The following is a 23447-nucleotide window of genomic DNA, read 5'->3' on the forward strand; positions in this document are numbered from 1 at the left end:
TTTTTCTGTCCTATGAATATCGCAAAGGAGGTGAATCATGTTTACAGAAAAACTAACGGCTGCCGTCGTCAACGCGCTCTCGCTGAAATTTCCGGATATGCCGATCCGTCCCGCAGCTTCTGCCAAGGAGATTTCCACGGATGTGGAGGCGATCGAATACCGGTTGTTATCTGCGCAAATGACGCGAGAACGCAGCGATCGTTTTGTGCAGTCGTACGCTTACGAAATGGTCTGGTCCACAACAAAGGATATACGAGCCGGCTTGCCGGACGAGCTGTTTGAGGCATTGGAGACGGTCGATGTGGAGGGCACGCCGTATCGGGCGGCGGAATTGCGCTGGGAAGGCCGGGAAGACGGGCTTCCGCGCATGATGGTGTATTACACTGCACGCACAAGCAAGGCATCTCCGCCCGTGGTCGTCATGCAACATTTGGACTCATCCTCTGCCTTGAAAACAGCAACATAACGAGGAATGAGGGATGCACAATGAAAACGATGGGAGGTGTCCTGGCCATGTTTACGAAAAAAGCTCAGGAGCAGAAAAGCTCTAATCCAAGCACGCAAGCAAACCCAACCAATCCAAGCAATGAATCCTTTGCAGGCAATCTGTCTGAGCAAGAAAATGTTTCGGAACAGCTGCCCGGAGTGAACCCAACGGATCCGGCAGCTCGGCCGCCTTCGTTCAGCAAAGCGCAATTTGCTCACGCAGAGCATTTTACCCGGATTGAACGGGATATTTTGATGGCCATGCTGCCGGAACACGGAACATGCACCATGGAAGAAGCGAAACAAACCATTCACCAATTCAAACTCAAGGAGGCGCAATAAATGGCTGGAGGAACATGGACAACGCAAAACAAGGTACGCCCTGGCGTATATATCAACTTTGCATCGGAGGGATCTTTGCCGGGCACCGTTGGAGAACGGGGGACTGTAGCGCTCGCTCTGCCACTGTCCTGGGGACAAGCAGGCAAAATAATGACGATCCAAGCAGGGGAGGACGTGCAGTCCAAACTCGGCTACGACTGGACCTCTCCTCAATTGCTGCTCATTCGCGAAGCGCTCAAGCGCGCCCAAACGCTGCTGCTCTACCGATTGAACGCAGGCACCCAAGCCAAAGCCACGCTCGATAACCTGACTGCTACAGCCAAATTTGGCGGTAAACGAGGGAATGATCTGAGCATTGCCATCGCCGCGAACATTAACGATGCAGAACAATTCGACGTCACCACCCTTCTAGGCAGTAAAGAAGTGGACAAACAAACCGCTGCGACGATCGGCGAACTGGTTTCCAACGATTACGTCGTTTTTGCCGGGACAGGCGAGCTGACGGAAACGGCAGCTCTTCCGCTTACCGGCGGGGAGGATGGGACGGCAACGAACGAAGCGCACGCAGATTTCCTCGCTGCACTGGAAGTGCTTGATTTCAATACGGTCGGCCTGATCTCCGAGGACAATACGCTGAAATCCGTATACACGTCCTACATTCGCCGTTTGCGTGAGACGGAGGGCAAAAAGGTGCAGCTGGTCGTGTCCAACTACCCGGCTGCCGACCATGAGGGCGTGATCAGCGTACGCAACGGCGTTGTGCTGTCTGACGGGACGGAGCTGTCCGCGCAGGAAGCGGTGGCTTGGACGGCTGGCGCGACGGCCGGAGCAAACATCAACGAATCGCTGACGTTCCGTGCCTATGACGATGCGGTGGACGTCAATGGCCGATTGACGCATACCGAGACGGAGGCTGCTCTGCGCAATGGCGAGTTCGTGTTTACGGCGAGCAGCAACCGGGCCGTCGTGGAGCAGGACGTGAACACGTTCCGCTCGGTAACGCCGGAGAAGGCGCGCCATTTTGCGAAAAACCGCGTGGTACGCGTCCTTGACGGCATTTCCAATGACCTGAAACGGATCTTCGAATCGTACTTCATCGGCAAAGTGAACAACAACGAGGACGGCCGCAGCCTGTTCCGTTCCCAGTGCGTGACGTACCTGAAGCAGCTGCAGGACATCGGCGCCATCCAAAATTTTGACTCCAATGCAGACATTACGGTTGCGGCAGGCAACGAGTCGGACAGCATCGTGATCGACGTTGCCGTGCAGCCTGTGGATTCGGTTGAAAAAGTATATATGAAAGTGAAGGTGGCTTAAGATGGCATTTTTGAAAGCAAGCGACACGATTTCCGGCCAGGAGGGCCGCGCATACGCAACGATTAACGGACAGACGGAAGAGATGTTCTACGTCAAAACGCTTGAAGCTACGGTAGAGAAACAAAAAGCCGAGGTCAAAACGCTGGGCCGCCGCGGCGTGCAGCACAAAGCAACCGGGTGGTCCGGTTCCGGCTCGATGACGATTTTCTATACGACGTCCCGCTTCCGCGAGCTGATGCTGCAGTACATGCAAAACGGCGTGGATACGTATTTCGATATCGAAGTCACCAACGAGGACCCTTCTTCCACGATCGGCAAGCAAACTGTAACGCTGAAAGGCGTCAATCTGGACAGCGTGATCATGGCGTCGCTGGATACCGAGTCCGAGGCGCTGGAGGAGGAAGTAAGCTTTACTTTTGAAGATGTGGACATGCCGGTGTCGTTTAATTTGCCGAAGTAAGATAGCCACCCTTTTGAGTCGAAAAGAAAATCACTTCAACTTCATGCTGTAAAGCAGTCTGGAAAAGTGAATGTATAACCCAACGTACCCGCCATAATAGACGGGTTATTCGTCGTGCCCAGCATGAACAGCCATTTCCGCTGACGATGCTGGGTTTATTTTTTAGAGGAGAGAGGCGGTCTGCTCTCTTTACAACATATGTCCAACAGCTGCACGAATTGCGGTGGGACTATTTTCTGAGGAGGAACCATTCATGAGAGGATTGAGTATGTTTTTTGCGCAAAATGCAGCTTCGGAGGCAACGGTCGATTTCGTCGTGTCCCCGCGTTTCAAAAATGAGGACGGCGAACCGGTCGCTTGGAAGCTGCGCAGCATGACCGAGGACGAAAACCAGGAGTGCCGCAAAGCGGCCACTCGCAAAGTGAAAGGCAAAAACGGCGTTTACACGCCTGACATCGATGCCAATGATTACATGGCACGCTTGATGACGGCAAGCATCGTCTACCCGGATCTCAAAAACGCGGAGCTGCAGCGTTCCTACGGCGTCATGGGCGCGGAGTCGCTGCTTCGCAAAATGCTGCTTCCGGGCGAGTTTGCCACCTTGGGGGAGCAGGTGCAGAAGCTGAACGGCTTCAACCAGGACATGAACGACATGGTGGATGAAGTAAAAAACTGATCAAAGAGGGCGACCCGGAAGCCAATCTGGCCTATTACGCCCTCCATGAACTGAAGATTCTCCCCCATGAGCTGATGGCGCTCGCTCCAAGGGAGCAGGCGGCCATCTATGCCATGATCTCTGTTCGGGTAGAGGAGGAGAAGAAAGAACGCGCCCGTAGCCGTACCCGCAAGAAATAACAGGGAAAGGAGGAGAAGAAGATGTCTGATACAAGAATAGACGTGATCAACCCTCCGTCAATAAACAATTTGATCAATAATTTGAATCTGGTACAAGTAAAAACGACTGAAATCCTAAATAATTTCAACCAGATCAATCGGATTAATCTCAATCAATTCAACCAGACCAATATATCCAATCATTTTAATCAAGTGAACCAACAGTTGAATGTAACGATTAACCTGATGGACAAACTGGACGACGCCGCTGATGATGCGGGGAAATCTCTAAGTGACAACCTCAGCCAATTATCCAAATGGCTTCAAATGGTGAAGTCCGTCGGGAGCGTTGTACTAAAAGCTGCTGCTGAGGAAGAAGATTGGAAGTATCGTTACATGATTGCAGCGGAAGATCCGGATCTTGGAAAGGGTGCTTATCATAAGGTTCGGGATCAAGCATTTAAAGGCGGACAAAATGTGAACGATTCGCTTCAGTCTTCACTAGGTTTCCTACCCCTGGTACAAAATATGGGCCAGATTGAACAACTGAATGAGTTGTCCAAACGTCTAAGCGTGCTGTCTCCGGATGGGAAAAGCCTGACAGATGCCTCATCTGCATTAGTCAGTGCTATGAATGGAGACAATTCGAATTTGGCATCTGATTTTAATGTTTCCGAGGGTGCACTTGACAATGCTGGTTTGGAAGGATTCATCGAGACCAAGGATTTGGATGGTTTTATACAGAAAATGCAGACGGTGCTTGAGATGCAGGGGTATACCAAGGAGGCATTCGATACGATGCTCGATTCGCCGCTTCAGAAATGGACGGGGATCGTGAATCAATTTAATGCTGTATTAGCCGAATTGGGAACGAAAGCATTAGAAGTTTTATCACCTGTATTGGACCAATTAAGTGAAGCATTTAGCTCGGGGCAATTCAGTAGTTTTACGGAGTGGATTGGTACAGCCTTTGCCATGATTGCACAGGTCATCGCTTTCATCGTGCAGGGGGTTATCGCTTTTGCCACCGTCGTTCAGGAAAACTGGGATTTGATTGCGCCGATATTAACGGCTATTGCCCTTGTATTGCTTGCAAACATCATCATTCAGTTGAGCGTTGTCATCGTGCAGGTACTGGCACTTGCCGGTGCTTGGTTACTATTAAACTGGCCAATCTTATTGGTTATTGCGGCAATTGCTGCAGTGATAGCGATACTGAATTTATGCGGTGTTTCAGGCACGCAGATTGTCGGATCAATCATTTCTGTATTTCTGATGTTGTTCGAAAATATTCGAGTGAAAATTGCTATGTTGTGGAATCTATTCGCTTCTTTGGCTGAGTTCCTCATCAATTTATTTATTGATCCGGTGTATGCCATCAAGAAACTATTCTATGATCTTGGAATGTTCGTGCTTCAAACCTTGTACAACGTAATGGTAGGAATCGAAAGTTTCCTGGGCAAGGCTGTGGGTGCTATTGGCAAAGTTGCTTCATTCATTAATGACACGTTCGGCACCAATCTTGACGTCGTTTCTGAAGCCGATATTAATATCGGAAGCAAAAAGGTAAAGGAATGGATGAATACATTAGAATCCATGGCTCCGGAAAGCGATAAAGACGTTGTATCTTTGTTCAGGATGGATAGTGAATTCGATCCGAATGCTGGAGATAAAGGGCAGCAGCTGGCTGAGGATTTCTTTTCCAAATTTTCTGTCGACGATACCGTTTCAGATGGTGGTTTCCCTGGTAATTTTGGCGATGGTTTCAAACCAGAGACCCCTACAATGCCAACCGTACCATTAGCACCAACAGCCCCATCCGTGCCGACCATGCAAATGCCCAACAACACAAGCAACATCAACAAAATCAACAATGTCGGCAAGGTCGATCAGATCGGGGACGTGTCGGGCACGGTGGACGTGACGAGCGAGGACCTGAAGCTGATGCGCGAGTTGGCTGAAATGCAGGCTATCCAACGTTTCGTCAGCCTTACGCCGACCGTGCAAGTGACGACGGGGGATATCAACAGCGGCCACGACATCGACAGCATCATTACGAAAATCACCGATGGCCTGAACAGCCAAATCGTCTCCAGCGCACAGGGGGTATATGGATAAATGGACTATTACATTCAGCTCAGCTACAACAACCGCGCGGAATATATGTACTTTCCGGTCAACCCGGAGACGATCGAGTTTGCGGATGCGCTGGATGGCAGCACGCATGACGTGACCGGAATCGGGGAGATCAATGTCATCAAATCGCCTCGTTTAAGGGAAGTGAGTTTTAGCGGTATTTTTCCGGCCGATTACAGTCCTTACCATATTTATTACGATGCCAGACATTCTTCTATTAAAGAGCAATACTACGACGATCCCTATGAATACGTGAAAAAAATCATTCGCTGGATGCAGACGGGCAAACGAGCCAGATTGTTCTACTCAAGCGCCCGCTACACGATCAACATGCCCGTGTCCATCGAGAGCTTCGACTGGAAGGAAACGGCCGGGCAGGTCGGCGACATTCAATACGATATCAAGCTGAAGGAATACAAGTTTTATTTGCCCAAAAAGGTGGAGCTCGTCAAGAAGAATGACGCGAAACAGGCATCTGCCGCCAAAACGAAGGATGAAACGACGCGCTCGGATGAAAAGGTGCAGCCGAAAACGGTGACGCTCAAAGCCGGCGATTCGTTATGGTCCATAGCCAAAGCCCATCTGGGAGATGGTGCGCGCTGGAAAGAACTGCAGAAGCTGAACGGCATCCAAGATGCTCAGATCAAACGCCTCCCGATCGGGCTTGTACTCAAGCTGCCTTGAAAGGAGGGAAAGGAAAATGAAACACCAGCTGCTGCTGGATAACAAGCAGGGACAGGTATGGGACATTACCGGGATCGTGACGGACATTACGCACAAAACGTCGCGCATCGGCAAGCCCGCGTCGCTGGAGTTTACGCTGATCCGGAGAAAGCATAACCCCGGCGCCTCATTTACTTATGAAAACGGTTATGTTGTAAGGTATGTATCCGGTGATATCGGCGTTTTCTATGGGTACATTTTCTCGATAGACAGCGGCAAGGATGAGACGGTCTCCATTAAAGCATACGATCAGACGCGGTATTTGACGGCGAACCAAACGTATCAGTTCCTGAACGCAACCGCAGCGGACGTGATCCGCCGGATCGCGACGGATTTTCAGTTGAAAATGGGGGACCTTGGAAAACCGGAGTACGTCATTCCGCGCATGCTTTTCGACAATAAAAAGCTGATCGACATGATCTGCGAAGCGCTGGACCGTACTCTCATTTACAGCGGCAAAAACTATATTTTCTACGACGATTTCGGCCAATTGGTGCTCCGTGAACCGGAGCAGATGCCCTACGGCTTCGTGATCGGAGACGGGAGCCTGCTCACCGATTATTCGCATTCCCGCTCCATCGACGACGAAACGTACAATAAAATCAAGCTTTACCGCGACAACAAGGAGACGGGCAAACGGGAGACCTATGTCGCGCAGAATTCAAGCAGCATCCGGCAATGGGGGCTGCTTTTTCTATATCAGAAGCTGGATGACGACCTGAACGAAGGGCAGATCAACGAGATGCTGAACACGTTAATGACCTTGCGCAATCGGGAAACCCAGAAGCTGAAGGTGGATGCGCTAGGCGACTTTCGGGTGAGGGCAGGGACGTACGTCAATATTCAGATCGAAGATTTGCAGATTAATCAATATTTTCTGGTGGATGAATGCACTCATAAGGTGGAGGGCGGGATGCATACCATGTCGCTGGATTTGAAGGTGGTGTAAACGCAATGCTGGATGTCATCAAAAAGGCGGCGGTGGCCGCCGTGGATGCGCGTGTTCCCGTACAGGTCATGTACGGAACCGTGACGAAAACCGGACCGCTGGAAATCACGGTGGAACAGCGGCTCGTTTTGGAGGAACCGTTTCTCGTGCTGCCCGAATCGATCGTGAATAAATCATGGCAAACGGGGGATCAGGCAATTCTGCTGCGCGTACAGGGCGGAGACAGCTTTGTGGTGCTGGATCGGCTGGTGAAAGCATGATTCCGCAAGGGGCACAGATAACGGAGTCGAAGGACGATGTGGCGCGGACTGTTGCGCCCAGCAAAACCTATGAGCTGGATCTGGCAGGAGGCCGAATCGGGAGATTGGGCATGGATGGCCGGGAGGCTGTCAAGCAAGCCATCCATAAGGCTTTATCTACCCGCCGTTATGAATACCTGATCTATTCATCCGATTACGGCATGGAATGGTCACCCGAGGGACTTGCCGGTCGTTCCATGGTGGAATCGGAGCTGGAACGTTGGATTCGGGAGGCGCTGATGCCGGATGACCGGATCACAGAGGTAGGGGATTTTCGATTCCGCCATGAGGGGGATCAGGTGACGGTTTCTTTTACCGCCCAAACGGGCTTCGGCAGCTTGACGGAGGAACTGGAGGTGAACGTGAATGTATGAGCAACAAACGTATGAAACGATTTTGAACCGCATGCTGGACCGCGTACCGGAGGGCATCGATAAAAGGGAGGGCAGCATCATTTATGATGCGTTGGCCCCTGCCGCCGTAGAAATGGCGCAGATGTATATCGAGCTGGACGTGAACGCGAATTTGAAATTTGCGGATACGGCTACCGGTGAATACCTGGATCGGGCAGTGGCTTGGTCAGGCATCTCACGTAAACGTGCGACACCGGCACGGTGGGTTGCTTCTTTCAAGAACAGCCGGAATCAGCCGGTGGATGTGGAACTGGAATCCCGGTTTTCCATGGGAACGCGCGTGTATGTGGCCGTGGAGCGGCTAACGGCGGGGCAAGTTGTGCTGGAGTGCGAAACGGCCGGCGCGATGGGCAATGAATACAAAGGAACGCTGCTTCCGATCGATTATATTCCGGATCTGGCCGCTGCGGAAATGGTGCGTCTGCTGGTGCCCGGTGAAGACGAAGAGACGGATCAGTCGCTGTATGACCGTTATCAAGACAAGGTATCTCGCCCGGTAACGAGTGCGAACCGCTATCAATATGAGCTGTGGGCGCGAGAAATTGCGGGTGTGGGCAAAGCCCGGGCATTTCCGCTCTGGGATGGTCCCGGAACCGTGAAGGTTGCATTGCTGGGCAATGACATGCGCCGTCCCGCCGAATCGGTGATCGAAGAAGTGCAGACTTATATCGATCCGACCCAAGATGGCATGGGGGAAGGTGCAGCGCCGATCGGCCCTGTCGTTATGGTGGTTGGCGCAGAAGAGATTCCGATCGATGTCGAGGTCAAAGTGACGCTTGCTGCCGGATCTACGCTGGAGGGGATCAAGACCTTGATTCAGGAAGGCGTAACGGCGTATTTGAAAGGGTTGGCCTTCGATGATCCGCTGGTGCGCTGGACCCGAATCGCCAACGTCATCATGGACATTCCGCCCGTGATCGACTACAGTGATTTGCTTATTAACGGAGGGACCAGCAATGTGGACATTGCGCAGGATGCGGTGGCCGTGCTCGGCACGGTGAAGGTGTCATGAGCCGCAAGCCTGACTTGATGACATACCTGCCCCCGCTGTATGAGCAGGTGGTGGAGATGAAGCTGCTTGCCCGGACCGAGGGCGAGGAATTGGGGCAGCTGTTGGATGGCGTGGACAGCGTGCTGGATCAGTTTTATCCCGAGTCGGCGACGTGGGCGCTTGCGAGGTATGAGCAGGACTTGCATATCCCGGTCAATCCGTTAAAGCCCGCGGATCAGCGCCGGTCGGTCATTATTTCGAAGATGCGCGGCAGCGGCAAGGTGTCCGGATCGATGCTGCGCAATGTGGCGCAGGCGTATGAGAGCGGCGGCATCGAGGTGTCCGTTTTGCCAGGGGAGTATGCGATCCTGATTCGCTTCGTGGATACATATGGCTTGCCGCCTAATCTGGATGATTTGAAGGCGGCCATTGAAGAGATCAAACCAGCACACATGAGCGTGGAATTCCATCTGCGCTATTTGACGATTGCCGAAGTCGAAAGCATGACGCTGAGCGAGATCGAACAGACTCGGCAGGATAAATTCATGGGAGGTGGCGCTTGAAATGAGTGAGCCGAAAACACCGAATCTTGCGTTGAATCAGATCGACCGTTCTTCTCCGGCAACGACGTATTTCGATCTGGACCGATATCTGGATCAGAACTGGGGCAAGGTGGACGATTTTGCAGGCGAGATCAAGGAGCAAGTGGATGAAGTAACAACTAAGGCGGAGGGGCTAAAAGAACGTCTGGATACGGAGCAGCGCAAATCGGTTACGCTGAAGCCAGGGCTTCAGGTGATTGAAGCAGAGCGGGCGTCGGCTTTTAGGCTGGAAGGGCTGAAAGGCCGGACGTTGGTGAATTTGTTGGGGCGTGCAGGGAACGGTGAAAAGTTGCCCGAATTGCCTGGTATTGCGTCTACATTAGCAATTGACTCTACAACGAGTGATTTAGGGGGGACATCGTTTAAGGCAACAGCATCGGGGACAGCCTCGGTGGAGCATTACACAGAAATGGCGGTATTAGATGTAACACCTGGCGCTTGTTATGTGCTAGTGGCTATGATTAAGCCAAACGACAAAGCTAATGGGCGCATGATGGTTTACGGGGCGTTAAATGATGCCCCGAACGATTTTTTTCCAGTTTCAAATCTGGCAGTCGCTACTAACCAATATACTCCCGTATTCTTGAGATTTAACCCTACAACCGCACCAAAGGCAGTTGTCAGACTACAAATCCTTAATTCCGGGGGAGATGCTATTTACAAGCAAGACGGACAATCCGTTAATTGCGACTCTATTCGGGTTTATCAAATCAGCCCTGCCGAATACAATGCGTTGGGGAGTATGACGGCGGAACAGGTAGCGGCCAAGTATCCTTACACGGAGTACATCGCAGGGGTTACGAATCCGTATGTCATCCGGTATGGAACTAATCTGTTGCCGCCATTTTATGAATGGACTGCTGGCGGTATTCCGTACAGCATAACCTCGCCCTACGAAGTCGTTAGAAGCGCGACAGACGTTTTGTATAATGGGCCGAGTTTAACCGTTAAAGTACCAGTCATTCCGGGCAAAACCTACACGTTAAACTTTGAGATTACGGGGGATTTGGCAAAGGCTTATATTAACTGGTCTTGGAATGATAAAGAGGATAACCGCATTTCATGGACGGATGGGAACAAAACTACTATTACAGCAATCGCCCCTAGTAATGCTGTCACTGCGGACGTGCGAGTGACCGGAACAGCTCCCGGAACATTTACGATTAAAAACCCAATACTCACACTCACCTTAGGAACAGAAGTCAAACCGGCCGCGCCGCGCGAGGACGCTATGCTTGCGTTGCAAACGGAACTGAATGCCGATCCAGCTACTGGAGCCAACCCAGATACAGTGTTCGAGAGGGGTGGACAGTATTTTAAGCTAACGAAGTGGAGGAAATTATCGATAGGTTCTGACTATACGTATGCCTTTTTTAATTCATACACTGGAGGTAAGTGTGTCAGATTGATTTATGACATAGCAGACAGAGCTAAGAATATGTACCCTATTGTAACTAAATTTAATGGTTCTCCCGTGGTGGCGGGATCGCCTTCTCTTTATGTGGATCAATACAGCCGCGGAGATTGGAACACAGACGCAAGCGGAGTTTTAGGGATAGGTGTGTCCAGTGCAGACAGCGGTTGGGGAGATGCTTATACACCTACAGACGATGAGATTAAGGCTTATTTTATGGGATGGAAGATGTTTTTAGGTGGTCAAGGAGACGTAAGTAAGCCGTACAACGGTGAATCTGCTGGTAAGGCATGGTGCCCATTAGACTCCATTTATCAATCGGGAACTGCTGCAACGACTTATTCAACTACGTTGCCGACTTCATCAACTACATCATTGACATATACAAGGTACACACCATGGACGCCATACCAACTTCTATACCAGCTTGCTACGCCAGTCGTCGAGCCGATCACGTCTGAGGGGCAATTGACTTTCTTCAAGGGTGATAATCAGGTTGAGGTCGGTACGGGGTTGGTTGTACGGGAAGAGACGAAGCCTCAACTTAATAATTCTCAGGACAGCTATACAATCAACACAGCGTCTGGTTTTGGGGACTTAAGTACTCAATTGAGCTACAAAGTCGACAGATTTATGAACGTGTATCGAAATTCAAAATTAGACTATCAATGGTCCGATAATACCTATGCGCCGTTTGGGAAGGTACGTAAGGCAATCTTAAAAGATAAATTCGATCAATCAGCCGCCTACAGTGTTACGTACCTGATGCTTGCCAAGTATCCGGCTGCCAACTTCGACGGAACCTATAGCCAGAACGAAAAGGCCCTTCTGCTGGATACGATCAAATCGGTTCAGGAGAACACTACGCGGATCTCGGCCCTTGAGAGCAAGAGGGCAGAGAAAGACGCCCCTCCATGGATTACGCCGACGCTGCTTAATGGGTGGGTTACCTTTGGATCTACCTTTCAAACAGCACAGTATTACAAAGACTCTATCGGCATAGTACATTTCAGAGGATTTGTTAAATCAGGAAGCGTTACGTCCGTGATCTTCATCTTGCCAGAGGGATATCGCCCACGAGGAACAACAATCGCCATGCCTGTAGTGTCAGCAGGGGATTCAGCAGGGATGGGGATTTCCTCTGGGACTCTTAACATTCAACCTAATGGACAGGTGCAAGCAGCTGTGAACGTAAAAAATGGGTTCCTGACGTTGGACGGAATTTCATTTTTGGCCGAACAATAAAGGAGGGATCACATGAAAGCCGTACCTAAAGTAAATACAGACGGACTCTATATCGAGGACGTGTTGGTGGACGATGCCTTTTCCGGTGTCGTCCCTTTTTATGCTGGATCTGTACGAGCCGAGTTGAATCCGGAAACCGAGCTGCGAGAAACCCCGGAAGCGGAAGAAGAACAGAAACCGGAGATTGCCGGATATCTAATCGGTGTACCTGTGCCTGCTGGCCTATTCCGGCCACGCTTTGACCTAGCAGCTTGGGAAGCATACCAGGAAGCATTGAAAGAAAGACCGCAGGAACAGCTTCCTGACCTTTGGGTTGAGGGGCTAAGCCAGGAAGAGATTGACGTACTGACCAAGCCGCAGCCTATGAATCCTTCCGAAATGGACAAGATCGGGGAGCAGCTGGTTCAACGCGAACTGGAGGCATTGGAATTGAAACAACAAAACGAAGCTTTGGGCGCACAAATCGTCGGTCTGGAATTGCGAGTATTATCGATGGAAACACAACCGAAGGGAGACGGGGCAAATGTTTAATTCCGATTTCGAAAGACTCCAATATTACTATGAGAAAAAGTGGGCAAAAGAACAACAACTCAAGCAGTATGTTTCCTTTGGCGTTATTTCGAGTGACCAATATGAGCAGATTACAGGAAAAAAGTACGAGATATGAGTATTTCTATGAGTGTTTCTCGGACATATTTTAAGAATATAGTACCTAAACCATAGAACTTACTGGTTCCCTGCATCATAACCCAACATACCCCAAACCGGGACATGCATACAAGCCAACCTATCGCTCCACGCATCAACTATAGTACAAACGGCGATATGCCGCATAAAGGAAGTGAGACACATGCAGACGAGAAGCTCGGGCAACGCGCGGGGCATTGACGTATCCCGGTACCAAGGCAGCATCGATTGGGCCAAAGTGAAGGCAAGCGGCATGACGTTTGTGTTCATCAAGGCGACCGAGGGGCAGACGTACACCGATCCGAACTTCCAGACCAACGTGAAAGGCGCGCTGGCGGCGGGCATGCTGGTCGGAACGTATCACTTTTTCCGGGCCACATCGACTGACGGAGCCAAAGCCGAAGCCGCGCATTATGCCAATACATTGCAAAAAGTGGGCGGAGCCCAGACGCTGCAGCTGCCGCCCGTCATGGACTATGAGAACAACCCCGGCAATCTGAGCAAAGCCCAAATCAACGCGGTGGCCAAAGCCTTTCTGACCGAATTGGAGCGCCTCACCGGGCGCAAACCGATCATTTATACAGGCAATTCCTTTGCCGGCAATTTCGATGTCTCGCTCGGAGCGTACGATCTATGGATCGCGCGTTACAGCACGTCCCGTGTGCCGGACGGCCAACCGGCGTGGAAGCGCTGGACATTCTGGCAGTACACGGACTCGGGTAAAGTAGACGGCATTAGCGGCAACGTGGACATGAACGAGTTCGAGGGATCGGCCGTAGAGCTGCGGGCGAGATATGCTCCGGCAACCGTGCCGATACCAACCCCGACACCGTCCAATCCGAATCCGCCATCCAATGCAAGCGAACCGCCGAAAGGAGATGAACCGATGACAGCCGAGGAAAAAGCAGCGTTTGATGCGCTCAAAGCACAGGTAGACCGCCTCCAGGCACGTCAGCAGATGGAGGTTCCGTCATGTGCGAAAGCAGCCGTAGATGCTGCACTGGCGTATGACACGAAGAACCCGCTGTTCAACATCGAAAATGGGGCGAGCTATGATTTTTATCGTTTCATTACGGTGATGCACCGTCGGGGTTTGTTCAAAAAATAACGCGGCATGCACGCTGAACACAGTTCCAAATGCCAGCGGAAAGACGTCTCTCCACCAATGGAGCAGGCGTCTTTTAGTTTTTACAAAAAGGTGAAACGGCGTGTTCCAAATCCAACTCCAATTCCAATTGCCAGCTCTCCCAAACTCGCAATGGAAACTGTCCGAAAGTTGTACCATTTTCGCATTTTGTGTAAGGGATGTTGACATAACGCATAAAGTTGAGGACGAATATCCGCAAATCTCTTGTCTAAATGATCAATGTAATGTAAAGTAAAGTACACCAAATGGTTTTATCCCCTACAATGTTTTACACAAACCCTCTTACCATGACATCACCTTAACATTGCAAAGTTATTGGAATGTCGTCCCATTGGACATGTTTACACCTCAGCGATCACGCAGCCATTTCGTACGTTCCGTTTATACACACCAATTCACTTGAACACTTCCATTTCCCGGTTTGATACTATCGCTGCATCTAATGGGCAATTCGTTTTCCCTTTAGGACAAGCTATTTTCAACCCCACAAAATCGCTCTTGCAGACAGGATCGTTTATGTTCTGATCTTCTGTTAACCACCACTATGCTGTTACTAATTGACCTTTGTTCAATTTTTTATAACCTTATCGTTCATGGTACCACTCCATTTAGCGGTATCACAGGCATTCAAAGCCTATAAAGATACATATCGATTTCATGCCTTTGGTCTATGCGGCAGCGCGCAAAATTTTGAGACGGGAAAGGGTGTTGGTTGTATGAGGAGCAGAAAAAAATGGTTATCCGGCTTGATGATGCTGGCGTTAAGTACGGTGGTCGTTTTGTCGGGATGTACCGGGGGAGAGAGCGGACAGAACAAGCCTGCACCTGCGGAAGGCAGCGACCCGCCGACGGAAACGGCTGCTCAGGATACGCTGATCATGGGACGCGGCGGAGATTCCGTGTCGCTGGACCCGTCGATCGTGACGGATGGGGAATCGCTGAAGATCGGGCACCAGGTGTTCGATTCATTGCTCGATTACACGGAGGGCGGCACGGAAGTCGTTCCGGGGTTGGCGGAGAGCTGGGAAATTTCCGAGAACGGCTTGACGTATACGTTCAAGCTGAAGTCCGGCGTGAAGTTCCATGACGGCACCGATTTTAATGCCGAAGCGGTTGTATTCAACTTCAATCGTTGGGGCGATCCGAACAGCGAGTTCAAATTCGAGGGCGATTCCTTCGACTACTACGATTCGATGTTCGGCCCGCCGGAAGGAAGGGTGATCAAGGAAGTGAAGGCAATCGACGAAACGACGGTCGAATTCACTTTGAACCAGCCGCAGGCGCCATTCCTGCAAAATATCGCGATGACGCCGTTTGGCATTGCCAGTCCGGCCGCGGTGCAGGAGAAAAAGGAAAACTTCAAGAACGAGCCGGTGGGCACGGGACCGTTTGTCTTTGTGGAGTGGAAGCGGAACGATTCCATCACTTTGGACAAAAATCCAAACTACTGGAAAGAAGGCCTGCCGAAGCTGAACAAGGTGATCGTGCGTTCCATCCCGGACAACACGGCCCGATTCAACGCCTTGCAGAACGGCGAGATCGACGTCATGGAAGACCTGAACCCGGACGATCTGTCGATTCTGGAATCCAACGCCGAGCTGCAAAAAATCGAGCGTCCGCCATTCAACGTGGCCTATCTCGGCTTTAATTTCAAGAAAAAACCGTTCGATAACGTGCTGGTACGCCAAGCGCTCAACCATGCGGTGAACAAGCAGGCCCTCATCGATGCCTTCTTTGCCGGACAGGCGCAGCCTGCCGTGAACCCGATGCCGCCGACGCTGTGGGGATATAACGACGCCATTGAGGATTATCCGTACGACCTGGAAAAAGCGAAAGCGTTGCTGGCGGAAGCGGGCTATCCGGACGGTTTGCCTGATCCGATCACGTTCTATGCGATGCCGGTATCCCGGCCGTACATGCCGGATGGGCGCAAGGTGGCCGAAGCGATCCAGGCGGATTTCGAAAAAATCGGCGTGACCGCCAACATCGAATCCCCGGAATGGGCGACGTATCTGGATGATGCGAAGGCTGGCGAGAAGGACGACATTTACATGCTCGGCTGGACGGGCGATAATGGTGACCCGGACAACTTCCTGTACACCTTGCTGGACAAGGATGCGATCCCCGGCAACAACCGCAGCTTTTACGTGAACGAGGATTTGCACAAGCTGCTGACCGACGCTCAGAAAGAGACGGACCAAGAGAAACGGGCCGAGCTTTACAAACAGGCGCAGGTCATCATTAAAGAAGACGCGCCGTGGATTCCGCTGGTGCACACGACGCCGATTCTCGCAGGCAAAGCTAACCTGAAGGGCTTTACGCCTTCGCCGCTGGGCAGCGAATCCTACGCCAATGCCTATTTTGAATAACAAGTTTCGCAGCTATATAAAAAACATACACACATTAACGGAGAGGCAGAGCCAATCTGGAGAAGCGAAGCGGTCGCCTTTATCACCGGATTTTCCTCTTTGGAGAAGAAAATCAGTAAATCTGGGGATAACAGCGATCGGAAGATGGTACTGCACGCGTAGTGGCCTGTGTGATTGATTAGTGCTGTTTATATAGCTAGCGCATAACCGAATCATCCAAGAGCGCAGGCGGGCCTGCCATGCTTACCAGAACCGACACCCGGAACCGACTTCTCAAGCCATGTAGGCCCGAGGGGCGCTTTGAAATCCAATCAGCCACGAAGCAAAGGCGGTGAATGAGGATTGAGCAGTTACATCGTCAAACGCGTACTTGTACTGCTGCCCGTGCTGCTCGGCATGAGTATCATCGTGTTTTCCATAATCCATGCGATCCCCGGCGATCCGGCCGAAACCATCCTGGGGCAAAAAGCGACCGAACAGTCCAAACAGGCACTCCGCGAGCAGCTCGGACTGGACAAGCCCTGGCTTCAACAGTATTTCGCCTATCTTGGCGACCTGTTACAAGGCGACCTCGGCACATCCATCCGCACCAAGGTACCCATTGCCCAGGAAATTATGCCATATCTGACGGCCACGCTGGAGCTGACGATGGCAAGCATGCTGTTTGCAGTTATCATTGGGGTCAACGCCGGGATTATCAGCGCATGGAAGCACAACTCCTGGTTTGATTACTGCTGCATGGTCATTGCTTTGGTCGGGGTTTCGATGCCGATCTTTTGGCTGGGATTGATGGAACAATGGCTGTTCGCCAACCAATTGCAATGGCTGCCTTCCATCGGCCGTATGAACCCGCGCGATCCGGTGGATGCGGTGACAGGCCTGTACGTGCTCGATACGATGATCGCCGGGCGCTGGGACCAGCTGTGGACGGTCACCAAACATTTGATTCTGCCAAGCATCGCGCTGGGTACGATTCCGATGGCGGTCATCGCGCGTATGACGCGCTCCAGCATGCTGGAGGTGATGAGCTCGGATTATATCCGGACGGCCAAAGCCAAAGGGCTCGGTCCTTTTTTCGTCGTATACGGGCATGCGCTCAAAAATGCGTTCATTCCGGTGCTGACGGTTATCGGCATTCAGACGGGCTCGCTTCTGGGCGGCGCGGTGCTGACGGAAACGATCTTTGCCTGGCCGGGCGTCGGCCGTTATATATATGAAGCAATCAGTTCAAGGGACTATCCGGTCATTCAGAGCGGCATCTTGATCATTGCGTTCTTTTTTGTCGTCATCAACCTGATCGTGGATCTGCTGTACGCCGTCTTCGATCCGCGCATCAACTACAAATGAAGCTGAACCGAAAGGAGATGCCGCATGGCCAAATTATCGACGAATACCGGGCATGCATTTGAGACGGCAAACGTGCCGAAATCCGGTCCATGGCGGGATGCCTGGCGAACGTTTCGCCGAAATCGGCTTGCGCTGGCGGGACTGGTCATTATTACGGTTTTTATTGTGCTGGCATTTCTGGCCCCGGTAATCGCGCCCTACGATTATAAGGAACAGGTGCTGGCAGACCGGTTGCAGTCGCCTTCGGCCGGGCATTGGTTCGGGACGGACGATCTCGGGCGCGACATCTTTTCGCGGGTGCTGTATGGAGCGCGCATATCGCTGTGGGTCGGATTTTTCTCGGTCATCGGTTCGATCGTTGCGGGGGCACTGCTGGGATTAATCGCGGGATTTTACGGCAAATGGGCCGACATGGTCATCTCGCGCCTGTTCGATATTTTGCTGGCTTTTCCAGGCATTCTGCTGGCGATTGCGATTGTAGCCATTCTCGGACCTTCCTTGCAAAACGCTTTGCTTGCCATCGCCATCGTCAATGTGCCGACATATGGGCGATTGGTGCGCTCCCGTGTCCTCAGCCTGCGGCAGGAGGAGTTTATCACGTCCGCGCGAACGCTGGGGGCCGGCAATAGCCGGATTTTGTTCCGGCATATCCTGCCGAACAGCCTGACGCCCCTGATCGTGCAGGGCACGCTGGGCATCGGCACGGCCATTATCGAAGCCGCCGCGCTCGGCTTCCTGGGCATGGGCGCCCAGCCGCCCGACCCCGAGTGGGGCAAAATGCTGTCCGACTCGCGCCAGTTCATCCAAAAGGCGCCGTGGACGCTCATTTTTCCCGGCTTGTCCATCATGCTGACGGTGCTGGGCTTCAATCTATTGGGAGACGGCCTGCGCGACACGCTCGATCCCAAAATGGTGAAGTAGGTATCGTGAGAGTTGGGCTGGTGATGTCGTTTGAAGTGGTGGTAAACAGCAGCGAAGTTTGTTGTATCGGCAGCGGTGCACCGTGTGAGTGAGTGGTGTGCTTCATATAGAGAAGGTTGCATTAAAAAATAATGCCGGGAATGGACAAATAAGGGGTGGTCGCATTGGAGACCAGCCCTTTTGGCGCGTGATGGGCAGCCGGCGAAATTTAACGAACATTAAACGTCTTATTAGGGCCAAAAGGCACACTCCCACACGCTAACGAACCTCAGTATCGTTATTCGGGGTGCCAAGGCACCAAACGATCGATTTTCGGCCGATTAAGGTGTCTCAGGTTCGTTACAGTTTGCAAGCGCTCGATTTCTCTATAATAAGGTGTTTAATGTTCGTTAGAATCCAGGGCGGTCTGGCGGGTTGCAGAAAGGGAGAGCGTTTTTCGCCCATCAATCCGCGCTCCACCCACCTTTTCGTCTAAAAACCACTCGCCAGGTTGACACCCAAATTTCCCATATGTTATATAAAAGAAAGGGATTAGCACTCCAATGTAACGAGTGCTAACAGTTAATCGTTGCCATCGTTGCATGAACTGCGATACGATGGGCCAGGGCATAGTCCCAAGCCAACCATTTCCTATTCTGAAAGGAGACCCATTCTTCATGACCAAGAAACAGTTTCAGGCGGAATCCAAACGTTTGCTGGATATGATGATCAACTCCATTTACACTCAGCGCGAAATTTTCCTGAGAGAATTGATCTCCAACGCCAGTGACGCGATTGACAAAATATATTACAAAGCCCTCACTGACGATCAACTCGTCTTCAACAAAGAGGACTATTACATTAAGCTTACCATCGACAAGGACAACCGCACGCTGACCATTACGGATACAGGCATCGGGATGACCGAGGAAGAGCTGGAAAACAACCTCGGCGTTATTGCGAAGAGCGGCTCCCTGGCGTTCAAAAAAGAGAACGAAGCGAAAGACGGCCACAACATCATCGGCCAATTCGGCGTAGGTTTCTATTCTGCGTTCATGGTGGCGGATAAGCTCACCGTCACGAGTAAAGCGCTGGGCAGCGACCAGGCGTGGAGATGGGAATCCGAAGGCGCGGACGGATACACGATCTCGCCGGCCGAGAAAGATTCCGTCGGCACGGAAATCGTGCTGACCATCAAAGCGAACACCGAAGAAGACTCCTACGACGAGTTTCTGGAAGAGTATCGCCTGAGATCGATCATCAAGAAGTACTCCGACTTCATCCGTTATCCGATCAAAATGGACATTACCAGTTCCCGTCCGAAGGAAGGCGCGGAGAACGAGTTCGAGGAGTATACTGAAGAACAGACGATCAACAGCATGGTGCCGATCTGGCGCAAAAACAAAAGCGAGTTGACTGAAGAAGACTACAACAACTTCTACATGGAGAAGCGTTACGGCTTCGACAAACCGCTGAAACACGTACATATCAGCGCAGACGGCGCGGTGGTGTACAACGCGATTCTGTTCATTCCCGAGCATACGCCGTTCGACTACTACACCAAGGAATACGAAAAAGGGCTGGAGCTTTACTCCAACGGCGTGCTGATCATGGACAAATGCGGCGACTTGCTGCCGGACTACTTCGGCTTTGTGAAAGGTATGGTCGATTCCGAGGACCTGTCCCTGAACATCTCCCGCGAAATGCTACAGCATGACCGCCAGCTCAGCCTGATTGCGAAAAACATCAAAAACAAAATCAAGAGCCAGCTGCTCAGCATGCTCAAGGACGAGCGCGAGAAATACGAGAAGTTCTACGAGGCATTCGGCCGCCAGTTGAAGTACGGCGTATACAGCGACTACGGCACGCACAAGGACGTGCTGCAGGATTTGCTAATGTTCACGTCTTCCAAAGAAAAGAAATTGGTGAGCCTGGACGAGTACGTCTCCAGAATGCCGGAAGACCAGAAGTATATCTACTACGCAACTGGCGAATCGGTGGAGCGCATCGAGAAGCTGCCGCAGATCGAAGGCGTGCTGGATAAAGGATACGAAGTCCTGTACTTCACCGACGACATCGACGAGTTCGCGATCAAGATGATCATGAGCTACAAGGAAAAAGAATTCAAATCCGTGTCCAGCGGCGACCTGGGCATCGAAGACGCGGCGGGCGAGAACGAGAAGGACGCTTCCGAGAACGACAACAAAGAGCTCTTCGAAGCGATGCAGGCCCAACTGGCAGGCAAGGTCAAATCCGTTAAAGCCTCCAAACGGCTGAAAAGCCATCCGGTATGCTTGTCCGCCGAAGGCGACCTGTCCATCGAGATGGAGAAAGTGCTGAAAGCCATGCCGAACAGCCAGGACGTGCAGGCCGATAAAGTGCTTGAAATCAACGTGAACCATGACGTGTTCAAATCGTTGAAGGAAGCCTTCGCGCAGGATCAGGACAAATTGAAGCTGTACACCAGCTTGCTTTACAATCAAGCTTTGCTGATCGAAGGTTTGCCGATCCAGGATCCGGTAGAGTTCACCAACGATATTTGCAAGGTGATGGTATAATACCACGAGCGGAAGCGGCAGGACGATGATGTCCTGCCGTTTTTGCGTTTAATGATGTGCAGCCAACATGAAATATTTTGTTTTAAAACATACTTGACAGGTAGGGATAAGGGGTTTATAGTTATCTCAAACCTTCAACACTAATTAAATGAACAGTGAAATAATGTTGAGCTCATTGGACCGCCAAAGGCTCCTGTATACCAACCCGATTAGGGGTGGTATGCCGGATGCCTTTTTTTATTGCCCAAAACCGACCAGAGAGGCCGAATTTATGGAAAGGCAGGCAAATTGAATGGAAAAAGAGACTTGGGAACAGCTGACGCGCGCGGATGACCTGTTCCGCAAAATGGTGCGCAGATTCGTGAAGGAACGGGACCGCGTCAGCGTGGAGGGCGTGACATTGCCTGCCATGCTGATCCTGCAAAAGATCATTCGCGACGGTGAGCAGCGGCTTGGCGATCTGGCCGAACAGATGGATTTCACCTCTGGCGCGATCACTGCGCTCAGCGACAAGCTGGAAGCGGCCGGGTATACGGTGCGCCGCCGCAAGGAGGACGACCGCCGTACGGTACTGCTGGACATCACCGCCAAAGGGCGGGAGATGGTGGCGCGCAACAACAACATCGGTGACCGATGTATCACGCTTCTGTTTCAAGGATTCACGGCAGAGGAGCTGGAGCAGCAGAGCCGTTTCTACGAACGGATTTTTGCCAATCTGGAGGGGTTCTCCGAAACGCTGCTGGGGCTGGCCGAACAGAATGCGGCAGTTCCGGTGCCTGTGGATCAGGAACAGAAGCAGAAACCGTCACGAAGCAATGACCAAAATTATTTGAGTTATTAACCAACATATAAGGAGCGATCACTATGGGACATTCAACGATTTATCCGACAGGAGCAACGGTGTATCAGCCGGAGAAGGCTTGGAGCGGTTATACGATTTTTCAAGCCGGGGACGAGGGCGTTGTTTTGATCGACATGAACGGCAGGGAAGTGCGTCTGTGGAAAGGCTTGATCGGTTTTCCGGCCAAATTGTTCCCGGGCGGTTACGTGCTCGGCAGCACCGGGCGCCGAGATCCGAAGTTCGGCATTCAGGATAACCTTGACCTGGTGCAGGTGGATTGGGACGGCAACATCGTTTGGAAATACGATGGCTACGAACATATCGAGGACCCTGGATACGAGCCGCTCTGGTATGCAAGACAGCATCATGACTACCAACGGGAAGGCAATCCGGTCGGGTACTATGCTCCGGGATTGGTACCGAAGGTGGGCAGCGGCACCACGCTGATCTTGTCCCACAAAAACGTGAACAATCCGAAAATTTCCGATAAACCGCTGCTCGATGACACGATCCTCGAAGTGGATTGGCAGGGAAATATCATCTGGGAATGGGCTGCGAACGAGCATTTCGAAGAGCTGGGCTTCGATGAAGCTGCTCGCAACGTATTGTTCCGCGATCCGAATACCCGTTCGTTCGGCAATCTGGGAGGGGGCGTAGGCGACTGGCTGCACATCAACTCCGCATCTTATGTCGGCCCGAACCGCTTCTATGATGCGGGGGACGAACGGTTCCATCCGGATAACATTATTTGGGATGCGCGCGAAGCGAACATTATCGCGATCACCGACAAACGAACAGGAAAGATCGTCTGGCAGCTTGGGCCGGATATGGCCTGCCGAATCCCGCTTCCCCATATGGACTGAAGTCGGCGGTGCGCGATCATTCCCGGGTGCTGGAGATCGATCCGGTCACGCTGGAGATCGTGTGGCAGTATACCCCGGCAGAAGCGGGATTTTCGGTGCCGACCGATTCCTATAAATTTTATAGCCCATATATCAGCTCGGCCCAACGGCTCGCCAATGGCAATACGCTCATTACCGAAGGTTCGAACGGACGACTGTTTGAGGTGACGCGCGAGCACGAGCTGGTGTGGGAATACATTTCGCCGTATTGGAACACGCGCAACACCAACATGGTGTATCGTTCTTACCGGGTTCCTTATAACTGGGTGCCACAGCTGGACAAACCGGAGGAAGCGGCGATCGAACCGATCCGCGTAGAGGATTATCGCGTCCCTGGAGCCGCGCCCAGAGGAGCGGAATCGGTCGTGAACGTTGCGGCTACGCTGCCATTTGTCGAGGAAGCCGCCTGCGTAGCTACTTCGGACGACGTCAAATCCGACGAAGACGGGCAGGCAAACGAATAGGCAATCATTCCAATAGACGAA

21 protein-coding genes and 1 pseudogene are annotated in these 23447 nt (G+C 51.8%); all 22 read left to right on the plus strand.

The window, feature by feature from the left end; translation table 11 throughout:
- Positions 1-37 precede the first annotated feature (37 nt).
- The 22 genes and pseudogenes from SNR34_RS06105 (at position 38) to SNR34_RS06210 (ending at position 23426) form a co-directional block, all read left to right on the plus strand.
- Positions 38-466, plus strand: a complete 429-nt coding sequence (locus SNR34_RS06105; RefSeq protein ID WP_339276537.1) for a phage tail terminator family protein — start codon at positions 38-40, stop codon at positions 464-466.
- A 47-nt stretch (positions 467-513) separates the two neighbouring features.
- Positions 514-828: a hypothetical protein gene (locus SNR34_RS06110; RefSeq protein ID WP_486181434.1), complete on the plus strand. Its 315-nt coding sequence runs from the start codon at positions 514-516 to the stop codon at positions 826-828.
- The gene (locus tag SNR34_RS06115; protein WP_486181435.1) at positions 829-2145 is read left to right on the plus strand and encodes a phage tail sheath family protein; all 1317 of its coding nucleotides are present in this window, start codon (positions 829-831) and stop codon (positions 2143-2145) included.
- A gap of 1 nt (position 2146) precedes the next feature.
- Positions 2147-2605 (plus strand): phage tail tube protein, encoded by a 459-nt coding sequence (locus SNR34_RS06120; RefSeq protein ID WP_145320645.1) that lies wholly within the window; start codon positions 2147-2149, stop codon positions 2603-2605.
- A gap of 253 nt (positions 2606-2858) precedes the next feature.
- Positions 2859-3281 carry a phage tail assembly chaperone gene (locus tag SNR34_RS06125; protein WP_486181436.1) on the plus strand — a complete coding sequence of 141 codons (423 nt, stop codon included), beginning with the start codon at positions 2859-2861 and terminating at the stop codon, positions 3279-3281.
- Between the two features lie 200 nt (positions 3282-3481).
- Positions 3482-5557, plus strand: coding sequence for a hypothetical protein (locus SNR34_RS06130; protein ID WP_486181437.1), 2076 nt, complete (start codon positions 3482-3484; stop codon positions 5555-5557).
- Positions 5558-6259 (plus strand): LysM peptidoglycan-binding domain-containing protein, encoded by a 702-nt coding sequence (locus tag SNR34_RS06135; RefSeq protein WP_236415294.1) that lies wholly within the window; start codon positions 5558-5560, stop codon positions 6257-6259.
- A gap of 16 nt (positions 6260-6275) precedes the next feature.
- Positions 6276-7247, plus strand: coding sequence for an XkdQ/YqbQ family protein (locus tag SNR34_RS06140; protein ID WP_486181438.1), 972 nt, complete (start codon positions 6276-6278; stop codon positions 7245-7247).
- A 5-nt stretch (positions 7248-7252) separates the two neighbouring features.
- Entirely contained in the window at positions 7253-7507 is a 255-nt protein-coding gene (locus SNR34_RS06145; RefSeq protein ID WP_236415290.1) for a DUF2577 family protein, read from the plus strand.
- Complete coding sequence (locus tag SNR34_RS06150; RefSeq protein ID WP_486181439.1) at positions 7504-7920, plus strand: DUF2634 domain-containing protein; 417 nt, start codon at positions 7504-7506, stop codon at positions 7918-7920. Before SNR34_RS06145 ends, SNR34_RS06150 begins: the two co-directional genes overlap by 4 nt.
- Positions 7913-8971, plus strand: coding sequence for a baseplate J/gp47 family protein (locus tag SNR34_RS06155; RefSeq protein WP_343262355.1), 1059 nt, complete (start codon positions 7913-7915; stop codon positions 8969-8971). The genes SNR34_RS06150 and SNR34_RS06155 overlap by 8 nt, the downstream gene beginning before the upstream one ends.
- Positions 8968-9513, plus strand: coding sequence for a putative phage tail protein (locus tag SNR34_RS06160; protein WP_339276547.1), 546 nt, complete (start codon positions 8968-8970; stop codon positions 9511-9513). Before SNR34_RS06155 ends, SNR34_RS06160 begins: the two co-directional genes overlap by 4 nt.
- Before the next feature lies 1 nt (position 9514).
- Complete coding sequence (locus SNR34_RS06165) at positions 9515-12211, plus strand: hypothetical protein (protein WP_486181440.1); 2697 nt, start codon at positions 9515-9517, stop codon at positions 12209-12211.
- Positions 12212-12223: 12 nt separating this feature from the next.
- On the plus strand, positions 12224-12742 hold the full coding sequence (locus SNR34_RS06170) for a hypothetical protein (protein WP_486181441.1): 519 nt from the start codon (positions 12224-12226) through the stop codon (positions 12740-12742).
- Complete coding sequence (locus SNR34_RS06175) at positions 12735-12878, plus strand: XkdX family protein (protein ID WP_236415278.1); 144 nt, start codon at positions 12735-12737, stop codon at positions 12876-12878. Before SNR34_RS06170 ends, SNR34_RS06175 begins: the two co-directional genes overlap by 8 nt.
- A gap of 183 nt (positions 12879-13061) precedes the next feature.
- Positions 13062-14006, plus strand: a complete 945-nt coding sequence (locus tag SNR34_RS06180; RefSeq protein ID WP_486181442.1) for a glycoside hydrolase family 25 protein — start codon at positions 13062-13064, stop codon at positions 14004-14006.
- A 755-nt stretch (positions 14007-14761) separates the two neighbouring features.
- Entirely contained in the window at positions 14762-16414 is a 1653-nt protein-coding gene (locus SNR34_RS06185) for an ABC transporter substrate-binding protein (RefSeq protein ID WP_236415276.1), read from the plus strand.
- Positions 16415-16756: 342 nt separating this feature from the next.
- Positions 16757-17761, plus strand: a complete 1005-nt coding sequence (locus SNR34_RS06190; protein WP_236415275.1) for an ABC transporter permease — start codon at positions 16757-16759, stop codon at positions 17759-17761.
- A gap of 24 nt (positions 17762-17785) precedes the next feature.
- The gene (gene nikC / locus SNR34_RS06195; RefSeq protein WP_486181443.1) at positions 17786-18682 is read left to right on the plus strand and encodes a nickel transporter permease; all 897 of its coding nucleotides are present in this window, start codon (positions 17786-17788) and stop codon (positions 18680-18682) included.
- 656 nt (positions 18683-19338) lie between these two features.
- Positions 19339-21219: a molecular chaperone HtpG gene (htpG, locus tag SNR34_RS06200; protein WP_339276557.1), complete on the plus strand. Its 1881-nt coding sequence runs from the start codon at positions 19339-19341 to the stop codon at positions 21217-21219.
- Positions 21220-21511: 292 nt separating this feature from the next.
- Positions 21512-22060: a MarR family winged helix-turn-helix transcriptional regulator gene (locus SNR34_RS06205; RefSeq protein WP_339276559.1), complete on the plus strand. Its 549-nt coding sequence runs from the start codon at positions 21512-21514 to the stop codon at positions 22058-22060.
- Between the two features lie 23 nt (positions 22061-22083).
- A pseudogene (locus SNR34_RS06210) lies at positions 22084-23426 on the plus strand (aryl-sulfate sulfotransferase).
- Positions 23427-23447 lie beyond the last annotated feature (21 nt).

This window comes from Paenibacillus sp. XP01 (genome assembly GCF_057364885.1).